This is a genomic window from Pseudomonas sp. PP3 (assembly GCF_905336995.1).
In the GTDB taxonomy this organism is placed as follows: domain Bacteria; phylum Pseudomonadota; class Gammaproteobacteria; order Pseudomonadales; family Pseudomonadaceae; genus Aquipseudomonas; species Aquipseudomonas reinekei.
The window spans coordinates 2,220,614-2,241,925 of record NZ_HG995459.1 but is presented as its reverse complement, the minus strand read 5'-3'; the positions used below and the strand labels follow the sequence as shown (position 1 = coordinate 2,241,925).

General features: G+C 53.1%; 23 protein-coding genes and 1 pseudogene. 12 read left to right on the top strand and 12 right to left on the bottom strand.

Annotated features, from left to right (window positions below; translation table 11 throughout):
- Genes tusC through KHO07_RS10250 form a run of 3 tightly spaced genes read left to right on the top strand, consistent with a single transcriptional unit; the run spans position 1 to position 988 of the window.
- The gene (tusC, locus tag KHO07_RS10260) at positions 1 to 363 is read left to right on the top strand and encodes a sulfurtransferase complex subunit TusC (protein ID WP_075947922.1); all 363 of its coding nucleotides are present in this window, start codon (positions 1 to 3) and stop codon (positions 361 to 363) included.
- Complete coding sequence (tusB, locus tag KHO07_RS10255; RefSeq protein WP_212627108.1) at positions 363 to 656, top strand: sulfurtransferase complex subunit TusB; 294 nt, start codon at positions 363 to 365, stop codon at positions 654 to 656. The genes tusC and tusB overlap by 1 nt, the downstream gene beginning before the upstream one ends.
- On the top strand, positions 653 to 988 hold the full coding sequence (locus KHO07_RS10250; RefSeq protein WP_212627107.1) for a TusE/DsrC/DsvC family sulfur relay protein: 336 nt from the start codon (positions 653 to 655) through the stop codon (positions 986 to 988). The genes tusB and KHO07_RS10250 overlap by 4 nt, the downstream gene beginning before the upstream one ends.
- A gap of 326 nt (positions 989 to 1,314) precedes the next feature.
- Here KHO07_RS10250 and KHO07_RS10245 read toward each other — a convergent pair whose 3' ends face one another.
- The 4 genes and pseudogenes from KHO07_RS10245 to KHO07_RS29130 form a co-directional block, all read right to left on the bottom strand.
- Positions 1,315 to 2,229 carry an alpha/beta hydrolase gene (locus KHO07_RS10245; protein WP_212627106.1) on the bottom strand — a complete coding sequence of 305 codons (915 nt, stop codon included), beginning with the start codon at positions 2,227 to 2,229 and terminating at the stop codon, positions 1,315 to 1,317.
- A 122-nt stretch (positions 2,230 to 2,351) separates the two neighbouring features.
- Positions 2,352 to 3,317, bottom strand: a complete 966-nt coding sequence (locus tag KHO07_RS10240; protein ID WP_212627105.1) for a 2-hydroxyacid dehydrogenase — start codon at positions 3,315 to 3,317, stop codon at positions 2,352 to 2,354.
- Positions 3,318 to 3,776: 459 nt separating this feature from the next.
- Positions 3,777 to 5,498 (bottom strand): ubiquinone-dependent pyruvate dehydrogenase, encoded by a 1,722-nt coding sequence (poxB, locus tag KHO07_RS10235; protein ID WP_212627104.1) that lies wholly within the window; start codon positions 5,496 to 5,498, stop codon positions 3,777 to 3,779.
- Between the two features lie 328 nt (positions 5,499 to 5,826).
- Positions 5,827 to 5,989, bottom strand: a pseudogene (locus KHO07_RS29130) (redoxin); the annotation flags it as partial.
- Between the two features lie 267 nt (positions 5,990 to 6,256).
- Between KHO07_RS29130 and KHO07_RS10230 the strand changes: the two are divergent.
- On the top strand, positions 6,257 to 6,520 hold the full coding sequence (locus KHO07_RS10230; RefSeq protein ID WP_212627103.1) for a DUF2790 domain-containing protein: 264 nt from the start codon (positions 6,257 to 6,259) through the stop codon (positions 6,518 to 6,520).
- Between the two features lie 49 nt (positions 6,521 to 6,569).
- Positions 6,570 to 6,866 carry a hypothetical protein gene (locus tag KHO07_RS10225; protein WP_212627102.1) on the top strand — a complete coding sequence of 99 codons (297 nt, stop codon included), beginning with the start codon at positions 6,570 to 6,572 and terminating at the stop codon, positions 6,864 to 6,866.
- A 129-nt stretch (positions 6,867 to 6,995) separates the two neighbouring features.
- Here the strand turns inward: KHO07_RS10225 and KHO07_RS10220 are convergent, their stop codons facing one another.
- The 3 genes from KHO07_RS10220 to KHO07_RS10210 form a co-directional block, all read right to left on the bottom strand.
- Complete coding sequence (locus tag KHO07_RS10220) at positions 6,996 to 8,336, bottom strand: MFS transporter (RefSeq protein ID WP_212627101.1); 1,341 nt, start codon at positions 8,334 to 8,336, stop codon at positions 6,996 to 6,998.
- A gap of 105 nt (positions 8,337 to 8,441) precedes the next feature.
- Positions 8,442 to 9,221: an aldolase gene (locus tag KHO07_RS10215; protein WP_212627100.1), complete on the bottom strand. Its 780-nt coding sequence runs from the start codon at positions 9,219 to 9,221 to the stop codon at positions 8,442 to 8,444.
- 89 nt (positions 9,222 to 9,310) lie between these two features.
- Positions 9,311 to 10,198 (bottom strand): LysR family transcriptional regulator, encoded by an 888-nt coding sequence (locus tag KHO07_RS10210; RefSeq protein WP_212627099.1) that lies wholly within the window; start codon positions 10,196 to 10,198, stop codon positions 9,311 to 9,313.
- Positions 10,199 to 10,498: 300 nt separating this feature from the next.
- Here KHO07_RS10210 and KHO07_RS10205 point away from each other — a divergent pair, with 300 nt between their 5' ends.
- From KHO07_RS10205 to KHO07_RS10190, 4 genes are all read left to right on the top strand, one after another.
- Entirely contained in the window at positions 10,499 to 10,915 is a 417-nt protein-coding gene (locus tag KHO07_RS10205) for an Ohr family peroxiredoxin (protein WP_033046113.1), read from the top strand.
- Between the two features lie 160 nt (positions 10,916 to 11,075).
- Complete coding sequence (locus KHO07_RS10200) at positions 11,076 to 12,509, top strand: catalase (RefSeq protein WP_212627098.1); 1,434 nt, start codon at positions 11,076 to 11,078, stop codon at positions 12,507 to 12,509.
- A 322-nt stretch (positions 12,510 to 12,831) separates the two neighbouring features.
- Positions 12,832 to 13,572: a response regulator gene (locus KHO07_RS10195; RefSeq protein ID WP_150703266.1), complete on the top strand. Its 741-nt coding sequence runs from the start codon at positions 12,832 to 12,834 to the stop codon at positions 13,570 to 13,572.
- Complete coding sequence (locus KHO07_RS10190) at positions 13,569 to 14,870, top strand: HAMP domain-containing sensor histidine kinase (RefSeq protein ID WP_212627097.1); 1,302 nt, start codon at positions 13,569 to 13,571, stop codon at positions 14,868 to 14,870. The genes KHO07_RS10195 and KHO07_RS10190 overlap by 4 nt, the downstream gene beginning before the upstream one ends.
- Positions 14,871 to 14,956: 86 nt before the next feature.
- On the opposite strand, the gene KHO07_RS10185 is transcribed toward KHO07_RS10190, so the two are convergent.
- Entirely contained in the window at positions 14,957 to 15,772 is an 816-nt protein-coding gene (locus KHO07_RS10185; RefSeq protein WP_212627604.1) for a helix-turn-helix transcriptional regulator, read from the bottom strand.
- 139 nt (positions 15,773 to 15,911) lie between these two features.
- Here KHO07_RS10185 and KHO07_RS10180 point away from each other — a divergent pair, with 139 nt between their 5' ends.
- Positions 15,912 to 17,138, top strand: a complete 1,227-nt coding sequence (locus KHO07_RS10180) for an MFS transporter (RefSeq protein WP_212627096.1) — start codon at positions 15,912 to 15,914, stop codon at positions 17,136 to 17,138.
- A gap of 95 nt (positions 17,139 to 17,233) precedes the next feature.
- Here KHO07_RS10180 and KHO07_RS10175 read toward each other — a convergent pair whose 3' ends face one another.
- The 4 genes from KHO07_RS10175 to KHO07_RS10160 all read right to left on the bottom strand — a co-directional run bounded on the left by KHO07_RS10175 (position 17,234) and on the right by KHO07_RS10160 (position 19,319).
- Positions 17,234 to 17,497, bottom strand: a complete 264-nt coding sequence (locus KHO07_RS10175) for a DUF2790 domain-containing protein (protein WP_212627095.1) — start codon at positions 17,495 to 17,497, stop codon at positions 17,234 to 17,236.
- Positions 17,498 to 17,839: 342 nt separating this feature from the next.
- A complete protein-coding gene (locus KHO07_RS10170; RefSeq protein WP_212627094.1) occupies positions 17,840 to 18,256 on the bottom strand; it encodes an organic hydroperoxide resistance protein in 417 nt (138 codons plus the stop codon).
- A gap of 328 nt (positions 18,257 to 18,584) precedes the next feature.
- Complete coding sequence (locus tag KHO07_RS10165; protein ID WP_212627093.1) at positions 18,585 to 19,007, bottom strand: hypothetical protein; 423 nt, start codon at positions 19,005 to 19,007, stop codon at positions 18,585 to 18,587.
- A gap of 48 nt (positions 19,008 to 19,055) precedes the next feature.
- Positions 19,056 to 19,319: a DUF2790 domain-containing protein gene (locus KHO07_RS10160; protein WP_212627092.1), complete on the bottom strand. Its 264-nt coding sequence runs from the start codon at positions 19,317 to 19,319 to the stop codon at positions 19,056 to 19,058.
- 266 nt (positions 19,320 to 19,585) lie between these two features.
- Here KHO07_RS10160 and KHO07_RS10155 point away from each other — a divergent pair, with 266 nt between their 5' ends.
- Together KHO07_RS10155 and KHO07_RS10150 are read left to right on the top strand one after the other, a co-directional pair.
- On the top strand, positions 19,586 to 20,152 hold the full coding sequence (locus tag KHO07_RS10155) for a TetR/AcrR family transcriptional regulator (protein WP_212627091.1): 567 nt from the start codon (positions 19,586 to 19,588) through the stop codon (positions 20,150 to 20,152).
- A 51-nt stretch (positions 20,153 to 20,203) separates the two neighbouring features.
- Positions 20,204 to 21,187, top strand: a complete 984-nt coding sequence (locus KHO07_RS10150; RefSeq protein WP_212627090.1) for a quinone oxidoreductase — start codon at positions 20,204 to 20,206, stop codon at positions 21,185 to 21,187.
- The last annotated feature ends 125 nt before the right edge of the window (positions 21,188 to 21,312 follow it).

Genomic DNA, 21,312 nt, shown 5'->3' with positions numbered 1-21,312 from the left:
ATGGCCAAATCCTTGTTGATCATCAGCCGCCAGGCCCCATGGTCCGGACCGGGCGCCCGGGAAGCGCTGGACATCGTGCTGGCTGGCGGCGCTTTCGATCTGCCGATCGGTTTGCTGTTTCTTGATGACGGCGTGTTCCAGCTCGCGACGCAACAGGACGCCAAGGCCCTGCAACAGAAAGACCTGAGCGCCAACCTGCAAGCCCTGCCGATGTTCGGCGTTGAACAACTGTTTGTCTGTGCCGACAGCACGGCGCAGCGTGGCCTGGACTCGAGCGCGCTGTCGCTGGAAGAAGCCCAGGTGCTCGCGGCCAATGAAATCACCGCCCTTATTGACCGTTACGACCAGGTGATCACCCTCTGATGTCGACTTTGCATGTGTTGTCTCATTCCCCTTTCGGTGACGACCGCCTGAGCAGCTGCCTGCGCGTGATCGGCGCCAGCGATGTGCTGCTGCTGTCCGGCGACGCGGCCTATGCCTTGCAACCGGGCACCGCGCCGTTCAAGACGCTGAATGCGCGCGGCCTGCCACTCTATGTTCTGGCCGAAGACGCCCAGGCCCGCGCCATCGAGGTTCCGGACTGGGCCACTGCCATCGATTACGCGGCCTTCGTCGAACTGTCGATCCGCCACGACAAGGTCAACAGCTGGCTATGAATGCATTAACGGTCGGCGCCCGCGCCATCGAACTGGACAAGGACGGCTTTCTGGTCGAGCTAAGTGACTGGTCGGCTGAGGTCGCCAGTGCCCTGGCGGCTGCGGAAGACATCGAGTTGAGCCCCGAACATTGGGAAATCCTCGAGCTGCTGCGCAGTTTCTACGCCGAGTTCCAGTTGTCGCCCGCCACCCGCCCGCTGATCAAATACACCGCATTGAAGCTCGGTCCGGAAAAAGGCAACAGCCTGCACCTGAACCGACTGTTCAAAGGCACCCCCGCCAAACTCGCCGCGAAACTGGCGGGCCTGCCCAAACCGACGAATTGCTTATGATCCGGAGCGTTGTGCTAGTTAGATCTATCTGATATGAAAAATCATAGGTCTGTCTGATAGAGAGTGGAAGGCTGCAGCAGCAGCCTTCAGTCAATCCATTCAGACGGGATACCGATTGATTGGTCAATGACAGGGTGATAGATGGAGCTTGTATGGGGCACTTGCGGATCAAATGCGGCTCACAGTCTCCATGGCCTACTTTAGCGGGCCTTTTGTGTCTTAACTATGTCGTGGAATAGCAGCTGCGCATTTGCTGGGGTCAACGGCGGTACGATTAGTAATTTAAAACTAGGCCTGCACACTTATCGGCGCGCAGTCGATCAGTCTCAGCAGGAAAGAAAGTTGACAATTTTTGAATGGAATTTGGTTGGCTCTTCGATCCACGGTAAATGCCCGCTTTCCTCGAATATTTCCAGCGTGGAATTTTTAATACCTGCGTGCATTCGTTCTGCGACGGCGATAGGGCAAATCCAGTCATGCCTGCCACTGACGATTAGGACGGGTGCCTTTATCAAATGGAGCAAAACCGTTTGATCATTTTGAGCAGCGGCGTCGGCGGCATTTTGACTGCCGAACGCATAAAAAGAGATCGGTTTATCTGAAAGCTGCTGACGGGCAGTGGCGAGATTTTTACCCGGATTATTCAAATACAGCGCAAGAATATTACCGACAAACTCCGTGAGTTCATCATCGTTCCTTGGTGGCTTGCCCTTGCCGGAAAAAAAGTGATGAGCCAAGTTGACTGCGCTTGAGTAGTCCGGGTTCTCGGCTCGAGTGGAGAGGAAGCGATGAGTATCCTCTGCTGCAGAAAATCCAAATAACTGACTATCGATCAGTATTAATTTGCTGACCCTCTCGGCGTACCGTTGAGCAAAGGACAATGCAATAGCTCCGCCATTTGAGTGCCCCAACAAAACAATAGTGGAGAGGCCGAGGTGCGATCTCAGAGCGTCCAGGTCGTCAGCCATTTGGCTGCTGCCCATCATGGCAGGGTCGCTCGGGCGCTTAGATAAACCGCTGCCGCGGGTATCCACAAATACCACTCTGAAGCGTTCCGTCAGAAAGTCTAGGCCGCGTTGCAGATAAAGGCTTCCTATACCCCATCCAGGAGAAACAACAAACAACAGGGGACCGTTCCCTTTTACTCGGTAGTGTAAATGGACGCCATTCAAGTCTACAAAGTGACTACCTTGGTTCAGCGCCGTAATATTCATGCCTTTATTTTTGCTAAGAACAGTCATTTAAACCTCTTTAATTGCGTTGCGCCCATGTGTTCGATAGATCGCGCTTAGCGCAAGGAGTAAGTTCACTCTTTGCTTAACGACTAGATAGATCAACCCGGATATAGGCCGTGCTCATAGAATCATTCGGTGGTTCGACTATTGGTTACCCCTTGCAAGGGCAGTCCCGCGCGCAGGCGATTGATATTAGCCGCAACGCCTGTCGCAATATCTTTGAGAGAATCGAGTGTGATGCCAGCAATATGCGGTGTTGCGACAACGTTACTCAGTTGCAAAAGCGGATGCTGAGTATCTACCGGCTCCTGCCAGTAAACATCTATTCCTGCACCACCCAGATGCCCCGAGCGAAGTGCGCTAATTAACGCAGCCTCCTCAACGAGACCACCACGCGCTACATTAATGAGCAATGCACCTGCGGGGAGAGAAGCAATTTCATCGGCACTTATACTATTGCGGGTTTCAGGAGTGAGGCGAGCGCAGATGACCAATATGTCAGCCTGCTTCAAGCAGGTGGCTTTTTCCTCCAGCGAGTAACATTCATCCAGGCCAAATTCCACCATCTTCGCGGCACTGAACTGGCGCGTCAGCCCGATCAATTTAACGTCAAAAGCTTTGAGACGCCGAGCGAGCGGCAATGCGATTGCCCCCAAACCGTAGAGGCACACCGTACGTCCCGCCAACATAGTCCCTGATGGCGCCCCCAATATGCCGTTCCGCACATTAAGTTGAGCTTGGGTCAAATTTCGAAGCAACGCCAATATCAAAAGCAATGCGTGTTCCGCAACGGAGTTTGCGTTTCCTCCATTGGCCGGGACGTTAGCGACAGGAATGCCTAAATCCTCGGCCGCAAGAATATCGATACCCTCCAGACCTACCCCCCATTGTTGCACGAGGCGGCAGCGGCTCATTTCAAGCAAGCGAGAATCGACACTGTGCATTTTGGGAATCAATACATCAATGTTGTTAGGAAGCGTCTCTTGATCCTCTCCTGACCACACAATCACTTCATCACCGGCATCGACTGGCAACGCTTGCCGAAGGGCCTCTGCAGTATCGGGAAAAGTCTCGCCACAGAACACAATTCGCATATTAACTCCTTGAACCAACAAGCATGGTTGATATTTGAAGATCAATTAGAGGCTCTTATTCCAGCGTCTGCGCTATCGACCGTCTATTGTTCCTTGTGATGATAGGGTGGTCCTGAACGTATGTATGAAATATGCAATGCCAATCTTCCCGGCATGCACGAAGCCGTTCAAGCATCATTACTCGCCGGGGCAGTCAGTTCTTTTCTTACCACCGCTGTTATTCATCCTGATGTCGAAGATGGAGGTCAGCTTGAGTAAAATGAAGACCTGATAACGCAGTGCAAATAGCCCTGATCAGGCTTTGATACGGGCAAACGTCGCGCATCAGAAGTTTTCATAATTCGGCATCCTTACCCTATGCGGAAAAATCTGAGAACTCTGGTGAATCAGGGGCCGGCCCGCTAGATCGGATCAGTCCGCCAGAGCCAGCGTGTTGGCTACTGGCACAGATCCTAGTGCTTATCGTAGTAGGTTGACCTTGGCTAGATCGATGAGCTGCTTGGCCCGTCCATCAAGGACAGCTTTCAACATGAAGAGCCCGAACCCTTGCGCTTCGGCGAACGTGGTTTTTGGCGGCATGATCAACTCTTGCCTTTCGCTGACAACGTCCACCACTACGGGGCCCGGATGAGCAAAGGCTTCCTTCAATGCACCGGCCAAATCCGCAGATTTTTCAACCCGGATGCCCTTGATACCGATGGCTTGGGCCATTGCTGCAAAGTTCGGGTTATCCAGCTCACAACCAACGTCCAGGAAACCGTGGGCTTTCATCTCCATTTCCACAAAACCCAACGTGCCGTTGTTAAGCACGATGATTTTTACGGGCAGTTTCATCTGCCTCAGTGTCAGGACATCGCCCATCATCATTGCAAAACCACCGTCGCCAGACATAGAGACGACTTGGCGACTAGGGAAGGCGCACTGCGCACCGATAGCCTGGAGCATTGCATTGGCCATGGAACCGTGGTTGAACGAACCGATGAGGCGGCGCCTGCCGTTCATTTTTAAGTAGCGTGCAGCCCAAGCAGTTGGCGTGCCGACGTCGCAGGTGAAAATAGCATCCTCAGACGCCAGTTCGCTAACGAGGCGGGTCACGTACTGCGGGTGAATCATCGCGCCGTCTGAGCCTCCCTCTGCCAGGGCGTCCAGGTCTGCGCGAGTTTCCCTGTAATGCTTCAGGGCAGCATCGAGATGACCGCTGTCATGGTGCTCCTCTAGCAAAGGAAGCAGTACCTGAAGTGTGGGTTTCACTTGACCAACCAACCCCATGTCCAAACCGCAACGGTTTCCAAGTGCCTCAGCGCGAAGATCAACCTGGAAAATGCGCGCGTCTGCTGGATAAAACTGCCGGTAAGGGAAGTCGGTACCCAGCATCAGGAGCGTGTCGCAATCCTTCATAGCCGCATAGCCTGAAGAGAACCCGATTAACCCAGTCATTCCAACATCGTAGGGATTGTCGTACTCGATGAATTCCTTGCCACGAAGCGCATGCACGATAGGAGCTTTCAGCTTCTGAGCCAAGCTCAAAATCTCCTCGTGTGCGCCCACGCAACCCGCCCCGCAAAGCAGTGTGATCTTTTTGCCTTTATTCAGCATGAAAGCAAGCTGCTCAAGCTCGTCACTGCGCGGATGGATGACAGGATCGCTGGGCACAAGCCAACGCGGTACCGGTACCAAGGTAGGTTGCAAAGCGACATCCCCCGGGAGCACCACTACTGCCACCCCTTTTTTTGAGATCGCCGCGCGCATCGCGCGCGCCAACACTTGAGGGAGCTGATCCGGGCGGGAAACCAATTCAACATAATGGCTGCATTCCTTGAACAGTACTTCCGGGTGAGTCGTTTGGAAGTATTCGATCCCTATTTCGGTGCTTGGGATATGGGCTGCAATCGCCAATACAGGAACACGGTTTCGGTGAGCATCGAAAAGCCCGTTGATGAGGTGAAGGTTTCCGGGGCCACAGCTACCAGCACAAACGGTCAGATCGCCGGTAAGGTGTGCTTCCGCACCAGCTGCAAATGCAGCTGCTTCCTCGTTGCGCATATGAATCCAGTGGATGGATTCATCCCGGCGCAGTGCATCCGTAAAGCCGTTGAGCGAATCGCCTACCACGCCGTATACGCGCTTCACTCCCGCGCCTCGCAAGGTTTCGACTACAAAGTCCGACACTGTTCTTGCCATTTGATGAACTCCTACAAAGAAAATTTTGTCCTGAAACCAAGACTCAAAAATCGAAGTGCAAGCTATTTGCCATTAAGACAGAACGGATGACAGGCCAATATTGATTAGCGGTGGATATCCAAGCGGAATGCGAAAATGGTCTATTAGAAATCTCAAGTAACAGAGCTCTGCCGTAATTAGTCGATATTATCCACTTGCGAATACCAAATTAACTGCAGAGATTTACAGGTTATAGCTAAGCGCAGTGACGATCATCGCTGGAATCAGCCTAGGCGAAAACTGTGCACTGAGCACTTACACATAAGTATCGGTTTATGCCACTCATTGCTTAACTGATTGATATCCAGCACTTGGACACTCCTTTCAGGTTTTGAATCACCTGATACTGTGTCTTGTCACTGCCTTCATCCAAAGTGGGTGTAACTCATCTGCCTCATGGCGTTGATCAGGTAGTGAGCGGGCCAGTACTGGTTGTCGAAAATGCTCCAGATCTGTAATTGTTGGCGATCGGCACGTTGCCGATTGGGCCGTTCACATTCGCAATCTGGTGTGAATGGCAGATAGAGGGAAAAATTTAAATTCCTCAAGGTTTGTATCGATGTGTATTACCAGGCGGTTCTGATACGAATCGATTTAAACGCCCATTTTTTCGACACAGACCAGATACCTCTCAGGCTTCTAATAGGTTCCATCGAGGCAAACCCAACCGCCTCGGCCCAATTGAACGACCTAGCCATTGAAGCCTTGAGGAGATCACCATGAACACCAAAGCCGTCTATGCCGCTTGCCTGTTTGCCGCCCTGAACATCTGCACTTTGTCCGCCCGCGCTGAAGCAGGCGTCTCGCCTGAGACCTACACCTATGGCACGCACCTGGACATCAAGAAAGTGGTGTCGCTGACAGAGGACGCCGCACCTACCTGCGGGATTGTGAATGCCCAGATGACCTACCTGGATTCTCAGAGCAAAACGCAGGTCCTGGACTACCGCAAGTTCGCTGACGGCTGCATTGGTGACAACTGAGCCCTCCACTTACCGATTGCTAATCCCCCTTTGAAACTGGAGAAAAACCATGAACAACGTGACTCGCTTTTTGACCGCCGCTGCTTTCGCCTTGGCTGGTGCTGCCGCTCATGCCAACGCCGCTGTTGAACAAACCTCCTGCGGCAACAGCACCTGCTTCCAGTTGACCCCTGTGAACGCGCAAGGCGGCGGTGACTTCTTGGTACAGGACGGCTCGAGCCGTACGCCGCAAGGTCAGTTGGTAGCTGCCGATGGCTCGAGTCGTACACCACAAGGGCAACTAGTTGCAGAAAACGGAGCGAGTCGGACCCCACAAGGTCGTTTGGAGGATAACCAGGTGGTCTGAAGTATGTTTCATAAACACCATCGTTCCTTTTTAAGCGCTGGCGTGCCAACCCCTGCCCCGCTGCACTCGTTGATCTTCCTGCAATCCTGCATGGAATGATTTGGGCGAACGTAGTCGCCCTCATTCAGGTTAAGACTTTGCCGGCACTGTGATGGAGGCCACGCATTTCGCTGAATCGGCTGTGACGGATCTCATCTGGGTAAGGGCAATCAAGGCGATCACCCCCAACCCCATCAAATAGCCATTGATGTAAAACGGGTCACCGCCTCCATATGCAAGCAACGATGTGGCAATGATAGGGGCTAGCCCGCCACCGATAGCCCCGGATACTTGCACTGCAACGGAAATTCCTGTGTACCGCACCTCTGGAGTAAATTGGCCGGAGAAAAGCGCACCTTCGGGGCCGTACAGCATCGAGTAAATAATCCCAATGGCAACTACCATCGCAAAAATGATCCAGAACTGTTCCTGGGTTTGAAGCAATTGGAAGAAGACAGAGGAAAATAAAATGACGCCTGCAATACCAGCAGCAAACATCTTTCTCTGACCGACTTTGTCACCTAACCAACCGCAAAAGGGCATGGTGAACATGGCAACGGTAGCGCCCCAGACGACCGCATCCAGCATCAAGTCCTTCGGTATCGCAAGCGTCTTTGTTGCATAAGCCAAGGAAAAGGTTGCAATCGTGTAGAACCATGTCACTTCAGCCAAACGAGCGCCGGCAACAGCAAGCAACGCTCGGGGATGTGCACGTAGAACGGTTTTGAAAGGCATCTCACGAGGCACATCTCTTTTCACTGAGATAAAGTCGGGGGATTCGGCCACTTTTTCGCGTATATACCAGCCCACTAGAAGCAACGCAGCACTGGCGAGGAAAGGAATTCTCCAGCCCCAGCTGAGCATGTCCTCCTCAGGCAATTGGGCGACAGCCCCCATCGCCAGTGATGAAAGAATCAATCCAGTGGCAACGCCAGTTTGGGGCAGACTGCCGAAAAAGCCCTTCTTACCCTCAGGCGCATGCTCGACGGCCAATAGAATCGCCCCTCCCCATTCACCGCCGACCGCAATGCCTTGCAGCACTCGCATCAGAACGAGTAGCACTGCCGCCCAATAACCGATTGAATCGTAGGAAGGGATCAACCCTATGATGATCGTCGGCACTCCCATCATGAACAGCGTGATAATGAGCATCGACTTTCGGCCTAAACGGTCTCCGAAATGGCCGAATACAATGCCACCAAACGGACGCGCAAAGAACCCGACGGCATAGGTCGCGAACGCTGCCAGTGTGCCAGTGACCGGGTCAAAATCAGGGAAGAATATTTTATTGAAAATGAGCGCAGCTGCGGTGCCGTAGAGGAAGTAGTCATACCACTCAATCGTGGTACCCATCATGCTCGCAATACCGGCTATCACTGTCTGACGTTTCACGGCTGAAGGAGCCGCACCTGCCTTCGTTATTCTCGACATTTTTCAGTCCTTTATCTGGCAGTGGTTGTGTGTGGAAGTCTTTCTTATAAGCAGGCAAACCCGGGCCCATACGAAGATGCAGTACGGGCTTGTGAGATGAGATTTTTAGATCGGCGGCATGCCGGGCAATCGGTGCGTCTGACGACACCAGTAATCGAACGTCGCTCGCACAATTGAGGGTTTTAAAAGATAGTCGTGAGCTTCCTGCGCCAAGACCGGGTCGACAGGTGTCAGATCACCGAACGCCCTGGCCCGGATCTGCATCCTCGCCGCCCTCTCCAGGTATACCGAAAGGTAAGTGGCTTCCTCTACCGATACGCCGGCGGTGAGATATCCGTGGTGGGCCAGAATGATAGACTTCATCCCACCCAGTGCTTCGGAAATCAAAGTCCCCTCGTGGTCGGCGATCGGTACCCCTGGCCATTCACCCAAGAAAGCACAATCGTTGAACAGCGGAGTCATATCCATCTGCGAAATCACAAGTGGCTGCCGCGCGGCGGCTAGCGCAGATGCCCAGGGAGAATGCGTGTGGATGATCGAAGTGACGTCTGGGCGATTTCTGTAAACCCACAAATGAAAGCGGGTGGCGGGATTAGCCATCCCTTCGCCAGTTACAGTATTGAGATCCTTGTCGACCTCGATAAAGTCTTCCGCTGTCGCTTCTTCAAATCCAAGGCCGAAACGTAATGTCCAATAGGTATCTTCCCTATCGGAGCGCGCGGTGAGCTGCCCGGCAAGACCAGCCTCTTGTCCGGTCATCGCAAGGATTCTGGCTGCGTAAGCAAGGCGCTCCTTCAGAGGCATCTCTTTTGATTTAAGGTGTTGGGCCATCTCGCTTGTGGCCCGCAGATCGAAATATTCTTTACTGCGTAGTTCCTGACTCACTTGGCAATCCTCAATCTAACCATCAACGGTGGCTCAAGCTTATGAAGCTCGATCATCGATGGCGATGAGGCTAGGGCTATATCAGGTATTCACTTGAGCGACTTCGCCGCATCCATGGCAAATCCCAGTATCGATCTTGTAATGGCTGTCGAGGGTGAGTCGGAGCGGTAGATGGCGACTACCTTGCGTTTAAGCAACGGTTTTACGTCGGTCACACGAGTGAGGCTGTACTGCTCCAGCACCCTATTTGGAATGTGTGCGGGAAGAACGCAGGCTCCCACACCTGAAGCGACCAGTTCGAGCATTGCGTCAACGGTTTCAACCTCTGCAGCCACGACATAAGGCACTCCACATGTGTCCAGCATTCTTCGTAGCGCATACCCACTCGGAAACACCACAAGCCTTAATGGCTGCTCCCCCATGTCGATGCTCAGCGGCGCTGGTTCCAGTTCGGCCTTGATTATGATTGCCATTGATTCGGTAAAAAGACCGCTCGACAGCAACTCCTTTGACGCCACTTCGCTGTCGTATACGAAACCCAGATCCGCTCTGCCTGACTCCACGAGCTTTATGACCTCGGTCGAACTGCGGGCCATGAACGAGACGTTTACGTCCTGGTTGTGGTGCACGAATCGAGAGACCAGATCTCCAAGAAAATAGTAGGTAAGCGTATGCACCGTTGCCAAGCGCAGACTGCCTTGCGTGATGCCGAATTGATCTCTGATTTGAACGATGGCCGCATCAATTGCCATGAACGCAGGGCTCGCCATAGACGCCAAATGCTTTCCAGCATCGGTTAAAATTAGCCCTCGACCCGTTCGCCTGAAAAGTGGGTTTCCGAGATAGCTTTCCAAACTAGCGAGCTGTCGGCTCAGACTTGGTTGAGAAATATCCAGCTGTTCAGAAGCGGCCGATATCGACCCATGCATGGAAATGCAGAGGAAATTTCTTATTTTTCGATCCAGCTCATCGCTCATAACTAGGACACCCTTTAATGTTGGACACACACGGGCATTGAAGCTGCCCCTTGTAATCCCACTACCATAACAATTGCCGCGCCATGGATTCACCTCCGGCGCAGACGGGTTGCCCACCCCAGGTAGTACCCCTATCGCACCTTGTTATCGCATGGCGCGTGTATCCGAAACCAAGCCCAATACCATCGTGTAATCGCCCCCCTTTGAATGCTCTGTTCTGATTACTCCTGACTTTGATCCAGACCTATGTGACAGGGACACTGGAAAAATGCCCATGCGTTCGAACACCAGGAGACACAGATGGGGGCCGGAAGAGCGTTGTATACCGTCAGGGTTCACACAAAAGGGTTTCGCGACGGTGGTTACTCTCGAAGTGATGACGGCTGCTTGAACATCAGGCACTCACTACCGGGTTTCGATAGCAGCGGAACGAACTCGGAACAGCTTTTTGCAGCTAGTTGGTCTGCCTGTTTCGACGCGGCGCTGGGCCTGGCGGCACTGAAGCAGAAGGTGTCACTACCGGTTGACGTCTCTATCGATGCCGAGGTCGATCTTTGTCTCAGTGGAGAGGCGTACTTTCTATGCGCTCGGTTGACTGTCAGCTTGCCGGGACTGGACCGCGAGGTAGCGCACAAACTGATCTACACCGCCCACCAGACATGCCCTTACTCCAAAGCCGTCCGCGGCAATGTCGAGGTTCAGCTCAGTCTCCTCTGAGCTCAGTGCGAATCATTTTCCCCAATTCAGATACACGTGCAAGGAACGTTAGAAGCGCGGAATGACAAACCATGGCGGCCGCAACGTCTGGTGTCGCGCGTTTTGCCTGACCAGCACATCTGATGCCTTTTTCAACAACCATAAAAGTAAGGGTCCGATAATGAAAAAATTGACGACAGCAGCCGGCGCACCGGTGGGCGATAACAACAACTCTCAAACGGCTGGTCCTAGAGGACCTGTGTTATTGCAGGACGTTTGGCTACTAGAGAAGTTGGCGCACTTTGACCGTGAAGTTATTCCTGAACGCCGCATGCACGCAAAGGGCTCAGGCGCATTCGGCACGTTTACGGTTACTCACGACATCACCCGCTACACAAAAGCAGACTTATTTTCGAGCATTGGTAAGACCACGGATGTATTCGTCCGATTTTCTACCGTGGCCGGCGAACGTGGCGCCGCCGACGCCGAGCGTGACATTCGCGGGTTTGCCATCAAATTTTATACCGGTCAAGGCAACTGGGATCTTGTGGGCAACAACACACCAGTGTTTTTTCTGCGCGATCCGTTGAAGTTTCCAGACCTCAATCACGCAGTCAAACGGGATCCACGTACAAATATGCGTAGTGCCAGAAACAACTGGGATTTCTGGACACTACTGCCCGAGGCTTTGCATCAAGTCACGATCGTTATGAGCGACCGCGGACTACCGCACTCATATCGACACATGCACGGATTCGGCAGCCATACGTTCAGTTTCATTAGTCCGGCGAATGAACGCTTTTGGGTGAAGTTCACCTGGAAAACCCAACAAGGCATCCAAAACCTGACTGATCAGCAAGCCTGCGAACTGGTCGGCGATGATCGCGAAAGCGCACAACGGGATTTGTACACCAGCATTGAGGAAGGTCGTTTTCCCCAATGGAAACTCTACGTTCAAATAATGCCAGAAGCGGAGGCTGGGTCTTATCCGATCAATCCTTTCGATTTGACCAAGGTCTGGCCGCATAAAGATCATCCCCTGATCGAAGTCGGTGTCCTTGAGCTCAACCGCAACCCGGACAACTATTTTGTCGACGTCGAACAAGCCGCCTTCAACCCTGCCAACGTAGTGCCTGGCATCAGCTTCTCACCAGACAAGATGCTTCAGGCTCGATTGTTTTCGTATGGCGATGCGCAACGTTATCGCGTGGGCGTGAATCATCATCAGATTCCGGTAAATGCCCCCCGATGCCCAGTCAACAACTATCACCGGGACGGGCAAATGCGTACCGACGCAAACGCCGGAAGCGCCATTGGATATGAGCCCAACAGCCATGAACAATGGGTGGAGCAACCCGACTTCCGCGAGCCGCCTCTATCACTGCAGGGCAGTGCCTGGCACTGGAACCACAGGGAAGACGAAGATTACTTCTCCCAACCTGGCGCCCTATTCCGGCTGATGGACACGGCTCAGAGACAGGCGCTGTTCGATAACACTGCGCGATCGATCCACGGAGCTAGCACACAGGCGAAGCAACGCCACATCAATCACTGCACACAAGCTGATCCGGAATACGGATCAGGCGTCGCCCAGGCAATTGAACAACTAGCTTGATCGAGGCGTTATCAGCAAGAGCAAAAAGGCTGCTCGCGCCATTTGCTCTTGCCACTCCTCGCCATCCTCAACATTGATAGTGATTCCAATGCGATTCAATACAGTCCTGCCAAAGGCTCAGCCATCAGAAGCCGCTCCAGGTCAGGCGAGGCGGCGTGAAAGTCAGAATCTCGTAGCGTAATACAAGCCCGCTCCAGTTCTTGTCCGCGTTAATGGGTTTCAGCACTTACACCTTGATGTAATAGACGACCGCGCACCCAATCGCTAAAAACGTCGCTCGTTACGGGACATGGCGAAATGCTGAGGATCTATGGTGAGTCAGATGGAACACGTTGATCACATCCTGATAGTCGACGACGATCGCGAGATCCGAGAACTCGTAGGTAACTACCTGAAAAAGAACGGTTTGCGAACCACAGTCGTGGCGGACGGCCGACAGATGCGCTCCTTTCTTGAGTCTTCCACCGTAGACCTCATCGTGATGGATATCATGATGCCGGGGGACGATGGACTGCTCTTATGTCGAGAGCTTCGGTCAGGCAAACATAAAAGCACACCGGTCCTGATGCTGACCGCACGCAACGAAGAAACCGACCGCATCATCGGCCTGGAAATGGGAGCAGATGATTACCTGGTTAAACCCTTCGCAGCCCGTGAGCTGCTTGCACGTATCAATGCCGTACTGCGCCGCACGCGCATGCTGCCACCCAATTTGATTGTCAGCGAGGCTAGTCGCCTGCTTGCGTTTGGTAAGTGGCGGTTAGATACCACGGCACGTCATTTGCTCGATGGCGAAGGCACCATCGTCACCTTAAGCGGCGCGGAATACCGTTTGCTAAGGGTATTTGTCGATCACCCCCAACGCGTACTGAGCCGCGATCAATTGCTCAATCTGACCCAGGGGCGCGACGCAGATCTATTCGATCGCTCCATCGATTTGTTGGTAAGCCGTCTGCGTCAACGCTTGCTGGACGACGCCCGCGCCCCAGCCTACGTCAAGACCGTGCGTAGCGAGGGGTATGTTTTCACCTATCCGGTGGAAATTCTAGGAGAGCAGTCATGACGCTGCGGTGGCCAAGATCATTGGCCTCGCGACTGTCGTTGATCTTTCTCGTCAGCCTTGTAGCAGCTCATGGACTGTCTTTTGGGCTGCAGTTTTATGAGCGATACCAAAGCGCGATGACACTGATGCTGGGCAATCTGGAGCAAGACTTAACGACCACTGTGGCAATGCTAGAGCGCCTGCCCGCTGCTGAACGTCAAGGCTGGCTACCGCGCTTTGAGCATCCCAACTATCGCTATCAACTGGACGAGGGCCAACCTGGTACGCCGATGGACATGGCCTCCGCCCCGGCGTCTGTTCACTCCATGAAAGCGACACTGGGGCAAGATTACGACCTAACCTTTACAGATATTTCCGACCTGCGTCCGCATTATCAAACGCACCTTCTCCTGAGCGACGGAAGCCCGCTGACGATTGATGTTCGGCCCAAAATATCTCCGCTATCGCCATGGCTACCTTTGCTGTTAATCGTGCAACTGTTGCTACTATTGGGCTGTACGTGGTTCGCAGTACGAACTGCAATACGCCCCCTGACTCGTCTATCAAAGGCAGTCGATACGCTTGATCCGAACGGGGGAGGAACTCGTCTTGATGAGGCAGGCCCGATAGAAGTGGCCTATGCAGCCGTTGCGTTTAATACCCTGCAGGAGCGCATCGCGACTCACATAAAAGAACGCATGCAACTATTGGCTGCCATTTCTCACGATTTGCAGACCCCCATCACGCGTATGAAACTGCGCGCCGAGTTCATGGAAGATTCCGTAGAGAAAGACAAACTCTGTAGGGATCTGAGCGAGATGCAGCATCTGGTTCAGGAAGGGGTGGCATACGCGCGCAGCATGGATGGTTCAACTGAGACCAGCCGCCGGCTCGATCTGCACTCGTTCCTCGACAGCCTGGTATTCGATTATCTGGATACTGGAAAAAGTGTGGTTCTAAACGCGGAAATCGGCACCGTTATCGATACACGGCCGCATGCGCTGCGACGGGTGCTAGTGAATCTAGTGGACAATGCGCTGAAGTTTGGCACAGAGGTCCAAATCACCGTTGAGCCGCAAACGGACAAGCGCTTGGTGATCAAGATCCTGGATCGTGGTCCAGGAATTCCCGAGGACCAATTGCCAGAAGTGATTAAACCGTTCTATCGCGTGGAAAGCTCACGCAACCGTGACACGGGCGGTACAGGGCTGGGCCTGGCAATTTCCCAACAACTAACGCTAAAACTTCAGGGTACTTTAATACTGTACAACCGAGAAGGTGGCGGGCTGTGCGCTCAACTGACACTACCCACTAGCTAAATCTGATCCTTCGAGGATGAATGGCACCATCGGATAAAGCGGTGCCATTCCCCTCCTGCGCCAGCCCATTGGCTGCATCGACTATTTTATTCGCGAATCAGAAACGCCCGCGGGGACTCTCCCATCGCCCGGCGAAACATTGCGCTAAACGCACTTGCACTAACATAGCCTAGATCCCGGGCAATCAACCCGATTGACTCCCCCTTCTCGAGCCGATTCAAGGCGCTGGCCAATCGCACCTGTTGCACCCAATGGCGAAAAGTCAGGCCTGTTTCCTTGAGAAACAGGCGGATTAACGTGCGCGAACTGGCACCGACTTTGTCTGCCCAATAATCTACGTTGCGAGCTTGCCCTGGCGTGTCGAGAATAGCGTTGCACACCACCAACAGCCGGCGGTCTACCGGCCAAGGAATCTGAAGTGGCAATGTTCGTGCAGACTCCAGTTCACTAAGAATCAGAGCTACAACGTGACTGTTGCGGCCCTCGAGTAAATATTCGATGGGTTCACTGGCCAGCACCAGTATCAGTTCGCGTAATAGCAAAGAAACGTCCACGACTCGGCAGATGTCTCCATAACTTGCGGCGACGTCGGCGTCTATGTAGATGGAACGCATCTTGACCGGGCTGAGCATCAATTGGTCATGTACTTCTCCGGCGGGTATCCACAGAGCCCGTTTAGGCGGGAGAAACCACAGACCACCGCGCGTCGCAACACGCATGACACCGCTGATGGCATACAACAACTGGCCATGGCGATGTGTATGCGGAGGATTGTATTCCCCGGCCATTTGGTTGCGAGCCAACGCCGTCATCAGTCGCGGTACGTCCTGATAGTCCAGATAGTCTTCACTGCGTCCGTTCAAATCTTCGACTTTGCTGACAATCCGTCCCTTTTGCTTCATCAATCACACTCACCAATTGGGTTGCAATGCCGAAGCTTCTGACATTGTCACTTTGAAGACATAAGCTGGCACTTGCCGATTCTTTGATATTGCTACGATCGCCCTTAATCAAATTTCCGAAAATAAGGGTACGTAGAAAATGGCCCCCATCAACACTTCTCCAAATGCATCCGATAAACATAGCGTGCCTGCAGTCATCGGTTTATTGGTTCTTTCCATTGCATTACGTCCGGCGATTGTTTCTATTGGCCCCATCTTGCTGCTTATTCAAAACCAATATGGTTTGACTTTTACTCAAGCGGCGTTGATGACTTCCATTCCCGATGTATGCATGGGCATCTTCGCCTTAGTCGCACCCAATTTAAGCCGGCGCTTTGGTACCGACCGTTGCGTAATTGCAGCGCTGGTTTTGCTTGGTGCAGCCTGCTTGGTGCGGGCAATATCTCCGGATGCCGTTTTTCTATTGCTCAGTACATTTCTGGTCAGTATCGGAATCGCAATTGCTGGTGCTCTCATCGGCGGTTGGATAAAAGCCCACTTTCCACATCGTCCAGCATTCTTCATGGGTATCTATGCCGCTGGCCTTAGCGTAGGAGCAACTCTTTCTGCGTTATTCACTGCGCCCATTACTGAGTTCGCTCAAAGCTGGCGGGTGGGTGCCGGGATCTGGAGCTTACTGTGCGTCACAGCTGTAATAAGCTGGTTGTGGATGGCCCGACGGTTCGCAACTTCCGCACCGAAGGTCAACACCGTTGATAACCGGTCGGCCGTGACCGGGATGCCGTGGAGCAATCCTCAAGCGTGGCTCGTAGCGTTGTATTTCGGCTCAAGTCAATTCGTGGTCTATGCCCTCTTCGCCTGGTTAGCACCCGCATCTACCGAAACCGCTCTAACGACCCTGCCCGCCGGAGTGTTGCTTGGACTATTCACAGCGGTGTTTGCAATCGCAAGTGTCGGTGCTGGCCTGATCCCTGGAAAGGCCCATGACCGTCGTGGTCTTTTGGGAATCACCACCGTGCTTGCACTCATTGGTACGGCGGGCATGGCGTTTGCTCCAGAAATTTCGCCGATTCTTTACGTATTGCTTGTGGCAACCGGTCTAGGCATGTCCTTCACAGTCGGGATGACGTTACCACTGGACAATTCCAAAACGCCTGCAGAAGCCGGGGCTTGGACCGTCTTCATGCTTTTCATAGGCTACCTGATTGCAGCGTTGGGCCCCGTCTGCTTCGGCGCGCTGCGTGACTATACCGGAAGCTACGAGCTTGCTTATGACATGCTGTTTGCGGTACTTCTTTTTATGCTGTGCCTGACGCCAATTCTGAAGCCGGCATCCGAAACGGGATTACGGGTGCCGGCGACCTGACATCGCAACGGGTTAATGCCGACGCGTACAGACGAGCCTGAAAAAGAGACCGGATGTGTCAAAAGTCTCCTGAAGGGAACATCTGTGGGAGGACATCAATTGTCCTGGCCGCACCCTTGACCGGCGGTTAGATAATCCAGCACATTGGACTTGCCAGCCGAGTCTAAATAAGCCAGTCGTGCTTTAACGACACCGCAACCGGATGAAGGTGTTTCGCTGACCGAAGTGACTTTGGCAATGTCCAAATGATCGCCGTACATGTAGGCGTGCGGAGTCACATTCTCCTGGGCATTTGCTGCGACGGCGCCGAGGCTAACGATGGCAAACAGTGAAGCGATGCTGAGGTTCTTCCAGTTCATGACGACATCTCCAGTTATTAAATGATTGATCCAGCAAGACAGATTGTGCTGCTGCGATGGGTGCCATTTAACGCCGCTAAGGTATCCCGTGTGTGTCACCAACCTCCGCAAATAAACCAGTTCGTATCGGGAGGGTCTCAGATACATAAAATTACGATTTCAGTTCATCCAAACAGGACTATTTAACCGAAGGATACGTCGGCCTAATGTTGCGTAAAATGTAATGAAACAAGCGGGTTATTGAGCACTCAACTTCCCTTCACTCAAAAGCAGAAAAAAACACACAACTACCTGAAGACCTCAGGCAGTCATGCGCATACTTGGGATTTCGTCAGGGTGCGTTCAGACAAGATTCAGAACGACGTCTATATTTCCGCGAACAGCTTTCGAATAAGGACAAGTCTGATGCGCGGTATCGATCAGGCGCAGGGCTGTATCACGCTCTATCCCCGGCAGGCTAACGTTAAGTCGAGCACGCAGAAAATAGGCATCACCTTCCAGGCAAAGATCGACTTCGGCATCAATGGCGACGTCGGCCGGAAGTTCGACTTTAAACTTGCGCGCCGCGAGCCCCAGCGCTCCGTCAAAGCATGCCGACCAGCCAGCCGCGAAGAGTTGTTCGGGGTTGGTACCGTTGCCTTTGATACCCGGTAGCGAATGGCGAATATCCAACTTTCCGTCGTCGCTTCGTGAAGTGCCCCCATCGCGAGCACCTGTGGTGTGCACTTTAGCGGTATAGAGGATTTTCTTGGATGTCATAATGAAGCTCCTTGTTTTATGGGAAGACGCATGCCAGATGCGTTGGTGAATCAGAGCAGACCCTTGGCAACCTCTCGATTGCACGAAGGTATCGTTCACCCCCAAGCCTGATTGTTGCGTCCGTAATCGCTCGCGACAGTTCTGTAATTTCACTGTCCCCTTGGGTCGGCTGGATTACTCGGCAGCAACGGAGCATCCATGGGCTGTCGGCGTGGTTCGTCCGGCAGCGAGTGCGGATAGTTGATCGGGTGTCATTTGTTTGAGATGAAACCTTGTAGGAGTTGGCAAGCAACTCCTACAAGGGGTAGTGGTGTTTATGGAGCATCATTCAAACCGTCTGGTTATCCACCATCTGACCTTGCGGCGTACGGCTGGAACCATCGGCAGCTACCAACTGGCCCTGTGGAGTACGGCTCGAGCCATCAGCCGCCACCAACTGGCCCTGTGGTGTACGGTTAAAACCATCAGCAGCTACCAACTGGCCCTGTGGTGTATGGCTAGAACCATCAGCCGCTACCAACTGCCCCTGCGGCGTACGGCTCGAACCATCGGCAGCTACCAACTGACCTTGCGGCGTTCGGCTCGAGCCGTCCTGTACCAAGAAGTCACCGCCGTCTTGCGCGTTCACAGGGGTCAACTGGAAGCAGGTGCTGCTGCCGCAGGAGGTTTGTTCAACAGCGGCGTTGGCATGAGCGGCAGCACCAGCCAAGGCGAAAGCAGCGGCGGTCAAAAAGCGAGTCACGTTGTTCATGGTTTTTCTCCAGTTTCAAAGGGGATTAGCAATCGGTAAGTGGAGGGCTCAGTTGTCACCAATGCAGCCGTCAGCGAACTTGCGGTAGTCCAGGACCTGCGTTTTGCTCTGAGAATCCAGGTAGGTCATCTGGGCATTCACAATCCCGCAGGTAGGTGCGGCGTCCTCTGTCAGCGACACCACTTTCTTGATGTCCAGGTGCGTGCCATAGGTGTAGGTCTCAGGCGAGACGCCTGCTTCAGCGCGGGCGGACAAAGTGCAGATGTTCAGGGTGGCAAACAGGCAAGCGGCATAGACGGCTTTGGTGTTCATGGTGATCTCCTCAAGGCTTCAATGGCTAGGTCGTTCAATTGGGCCGAGGCGGTTGGGTTTGCCTCGATGGAACCTATTAGAAGCCTGAGAGGTATCTGGTCTGTGTCGAAAAAATGGGCGTTTAAATCGATGCGTATCAGGGCCGCCAGGAAATACACATCGATACAAACCTCAAACGATCTGCGGCGCCCTACCAATTTTGGCAACGCTGCCACGCCCTAAAAATTATTATTGACTGATCATTCCAATATATTTATGGTTTCGCCATGGCCAGATCTAAAGAATTCGATATAGAAGTAGCGCTTGACGCGGCAGTCGAGGTTTTCCGCGAGCATGGCTTTGCGGGGTCATCCACGCAGATGCTGACGACTACAATGAAGATCGGTAAACAGAGTCTCTACGATACGTTCGACGGCAAATGGCAGCTTTACTGCTCAGCGCTAAAGAAGTACGGCGCATCAGAAACAGCGGCTCATATCGCGTTGTTGCGAGGGAGTCTTAGGGCTATAGACGGCCTGGAGAAGATGCTTGAACGAGTAGTAGCGCAAGCCAATTGCCCTTGCCTTGGCATCGGTTCGATTGTTGAGTTCGGCAGTAACGAAGAAGATCTGAATCAAATTCGCGAGCTATCTGGTCGAGCTTTACGTACCGAATTAGTGAAAAGTATCCGCGAGGCGAAGACTGTTGGCGATCTGTCAATTGATCTTGATCCGGATTATGCAGCCGGTTTCCTGCTGGCAAACGTGGCGGCGATTCGAATCGCTGCACGAGGTGGGGCGAGCCAGGACGAACTGATCGCTCTTTCTCACCTCACGCTCAAGGCTCTGCAATGAGCCTTTTTTTACCCAATTCTGGAATGATCGTTCAACAAAACAGGTGCAAATATGAAAGCTATTGTCATGGCCCAACCGGGTGGCTCCGAAGTAATTGAATATGTCAGCTTTCCGACGCCTACTCCCGATGCTGGCCAGGTACTCGTAGAGGTAAGTGCAGCCGGGGTCAACTTCATGGACATTGGCGCCAGACAAGGAAGTGTCTGGCGGGACGTGCCAAACCCCAAGCGCCTTGGAGTCGAAGGAGCCGGCAGGGTTTTATCTGTCGGAGAAGGAGTAAAAGGGATTTCACCCGGACAGCGCGTCGCATGGGTTTACGTACCGGGTAGTTATTCAGAGAAGATCGTTTGCCCGGCTTCCTCGCTTGTGACCATCCCTGAAGGTATAGATGATCGAACCGCCGCTTCGGTGATGATGCAGGGTCTGACAGCCAGCCACTTCACGTCAGATTTCTATTCGGTCCAACCAGGTGACATTGCTTTGGTGCATGCAGCGTCCGGTGGCCTCGGTTTGCTGCTGACTCAAATGATCAAGCTTAAAGGTGGGCATGTCATTGGGCGGGTCTCTTCACCCGACAAAATTGCAATTGCAAAACAATCGGGTGCCGACCATGTGATCGTCGACACGGAGGGCAATTTTGCCGAGGAAGTTATCCGGCTTTCGGGCGGTCAAGGCGTACATGTGGTTTACGACGGCTCTGGTCCGAAAACTTTCAAAGGGTCACTCGATTCGCTCCGGATATCAGGGACGTTCTGTTGGTTCGGCCCGGTCCTTGGTGCACCGGGCCCGATAGAACTTATGAGCCTTCCCAAGAGCATAAAGATCGGTTACGCAACTTTTATGGATCACGTACGTACGCCAGAGTTATTGCGTAACCATTCTGCCAAACTTTTCGACATGATCCTGGCCGGAGAACTCGATATCAAGATCGGTGCACAGTACCCATTAGCGGACGCGGCAAAGGCACATTTGGATATGGAAAGCAGGCGCACCACAGGAAAGTTACTGTTAATCCCATCACAGCCCCAACGCTGAGTGGCTTCGGCGGGAATATTTTTTGATCAGTTGAAAATTCTCGTTATGCGCATGCCGCAACAACACATGGTCACGCCGCCCCTGTTCGGACAGTACTTGCAAGAGTGAGCAACATTCCTTCAACT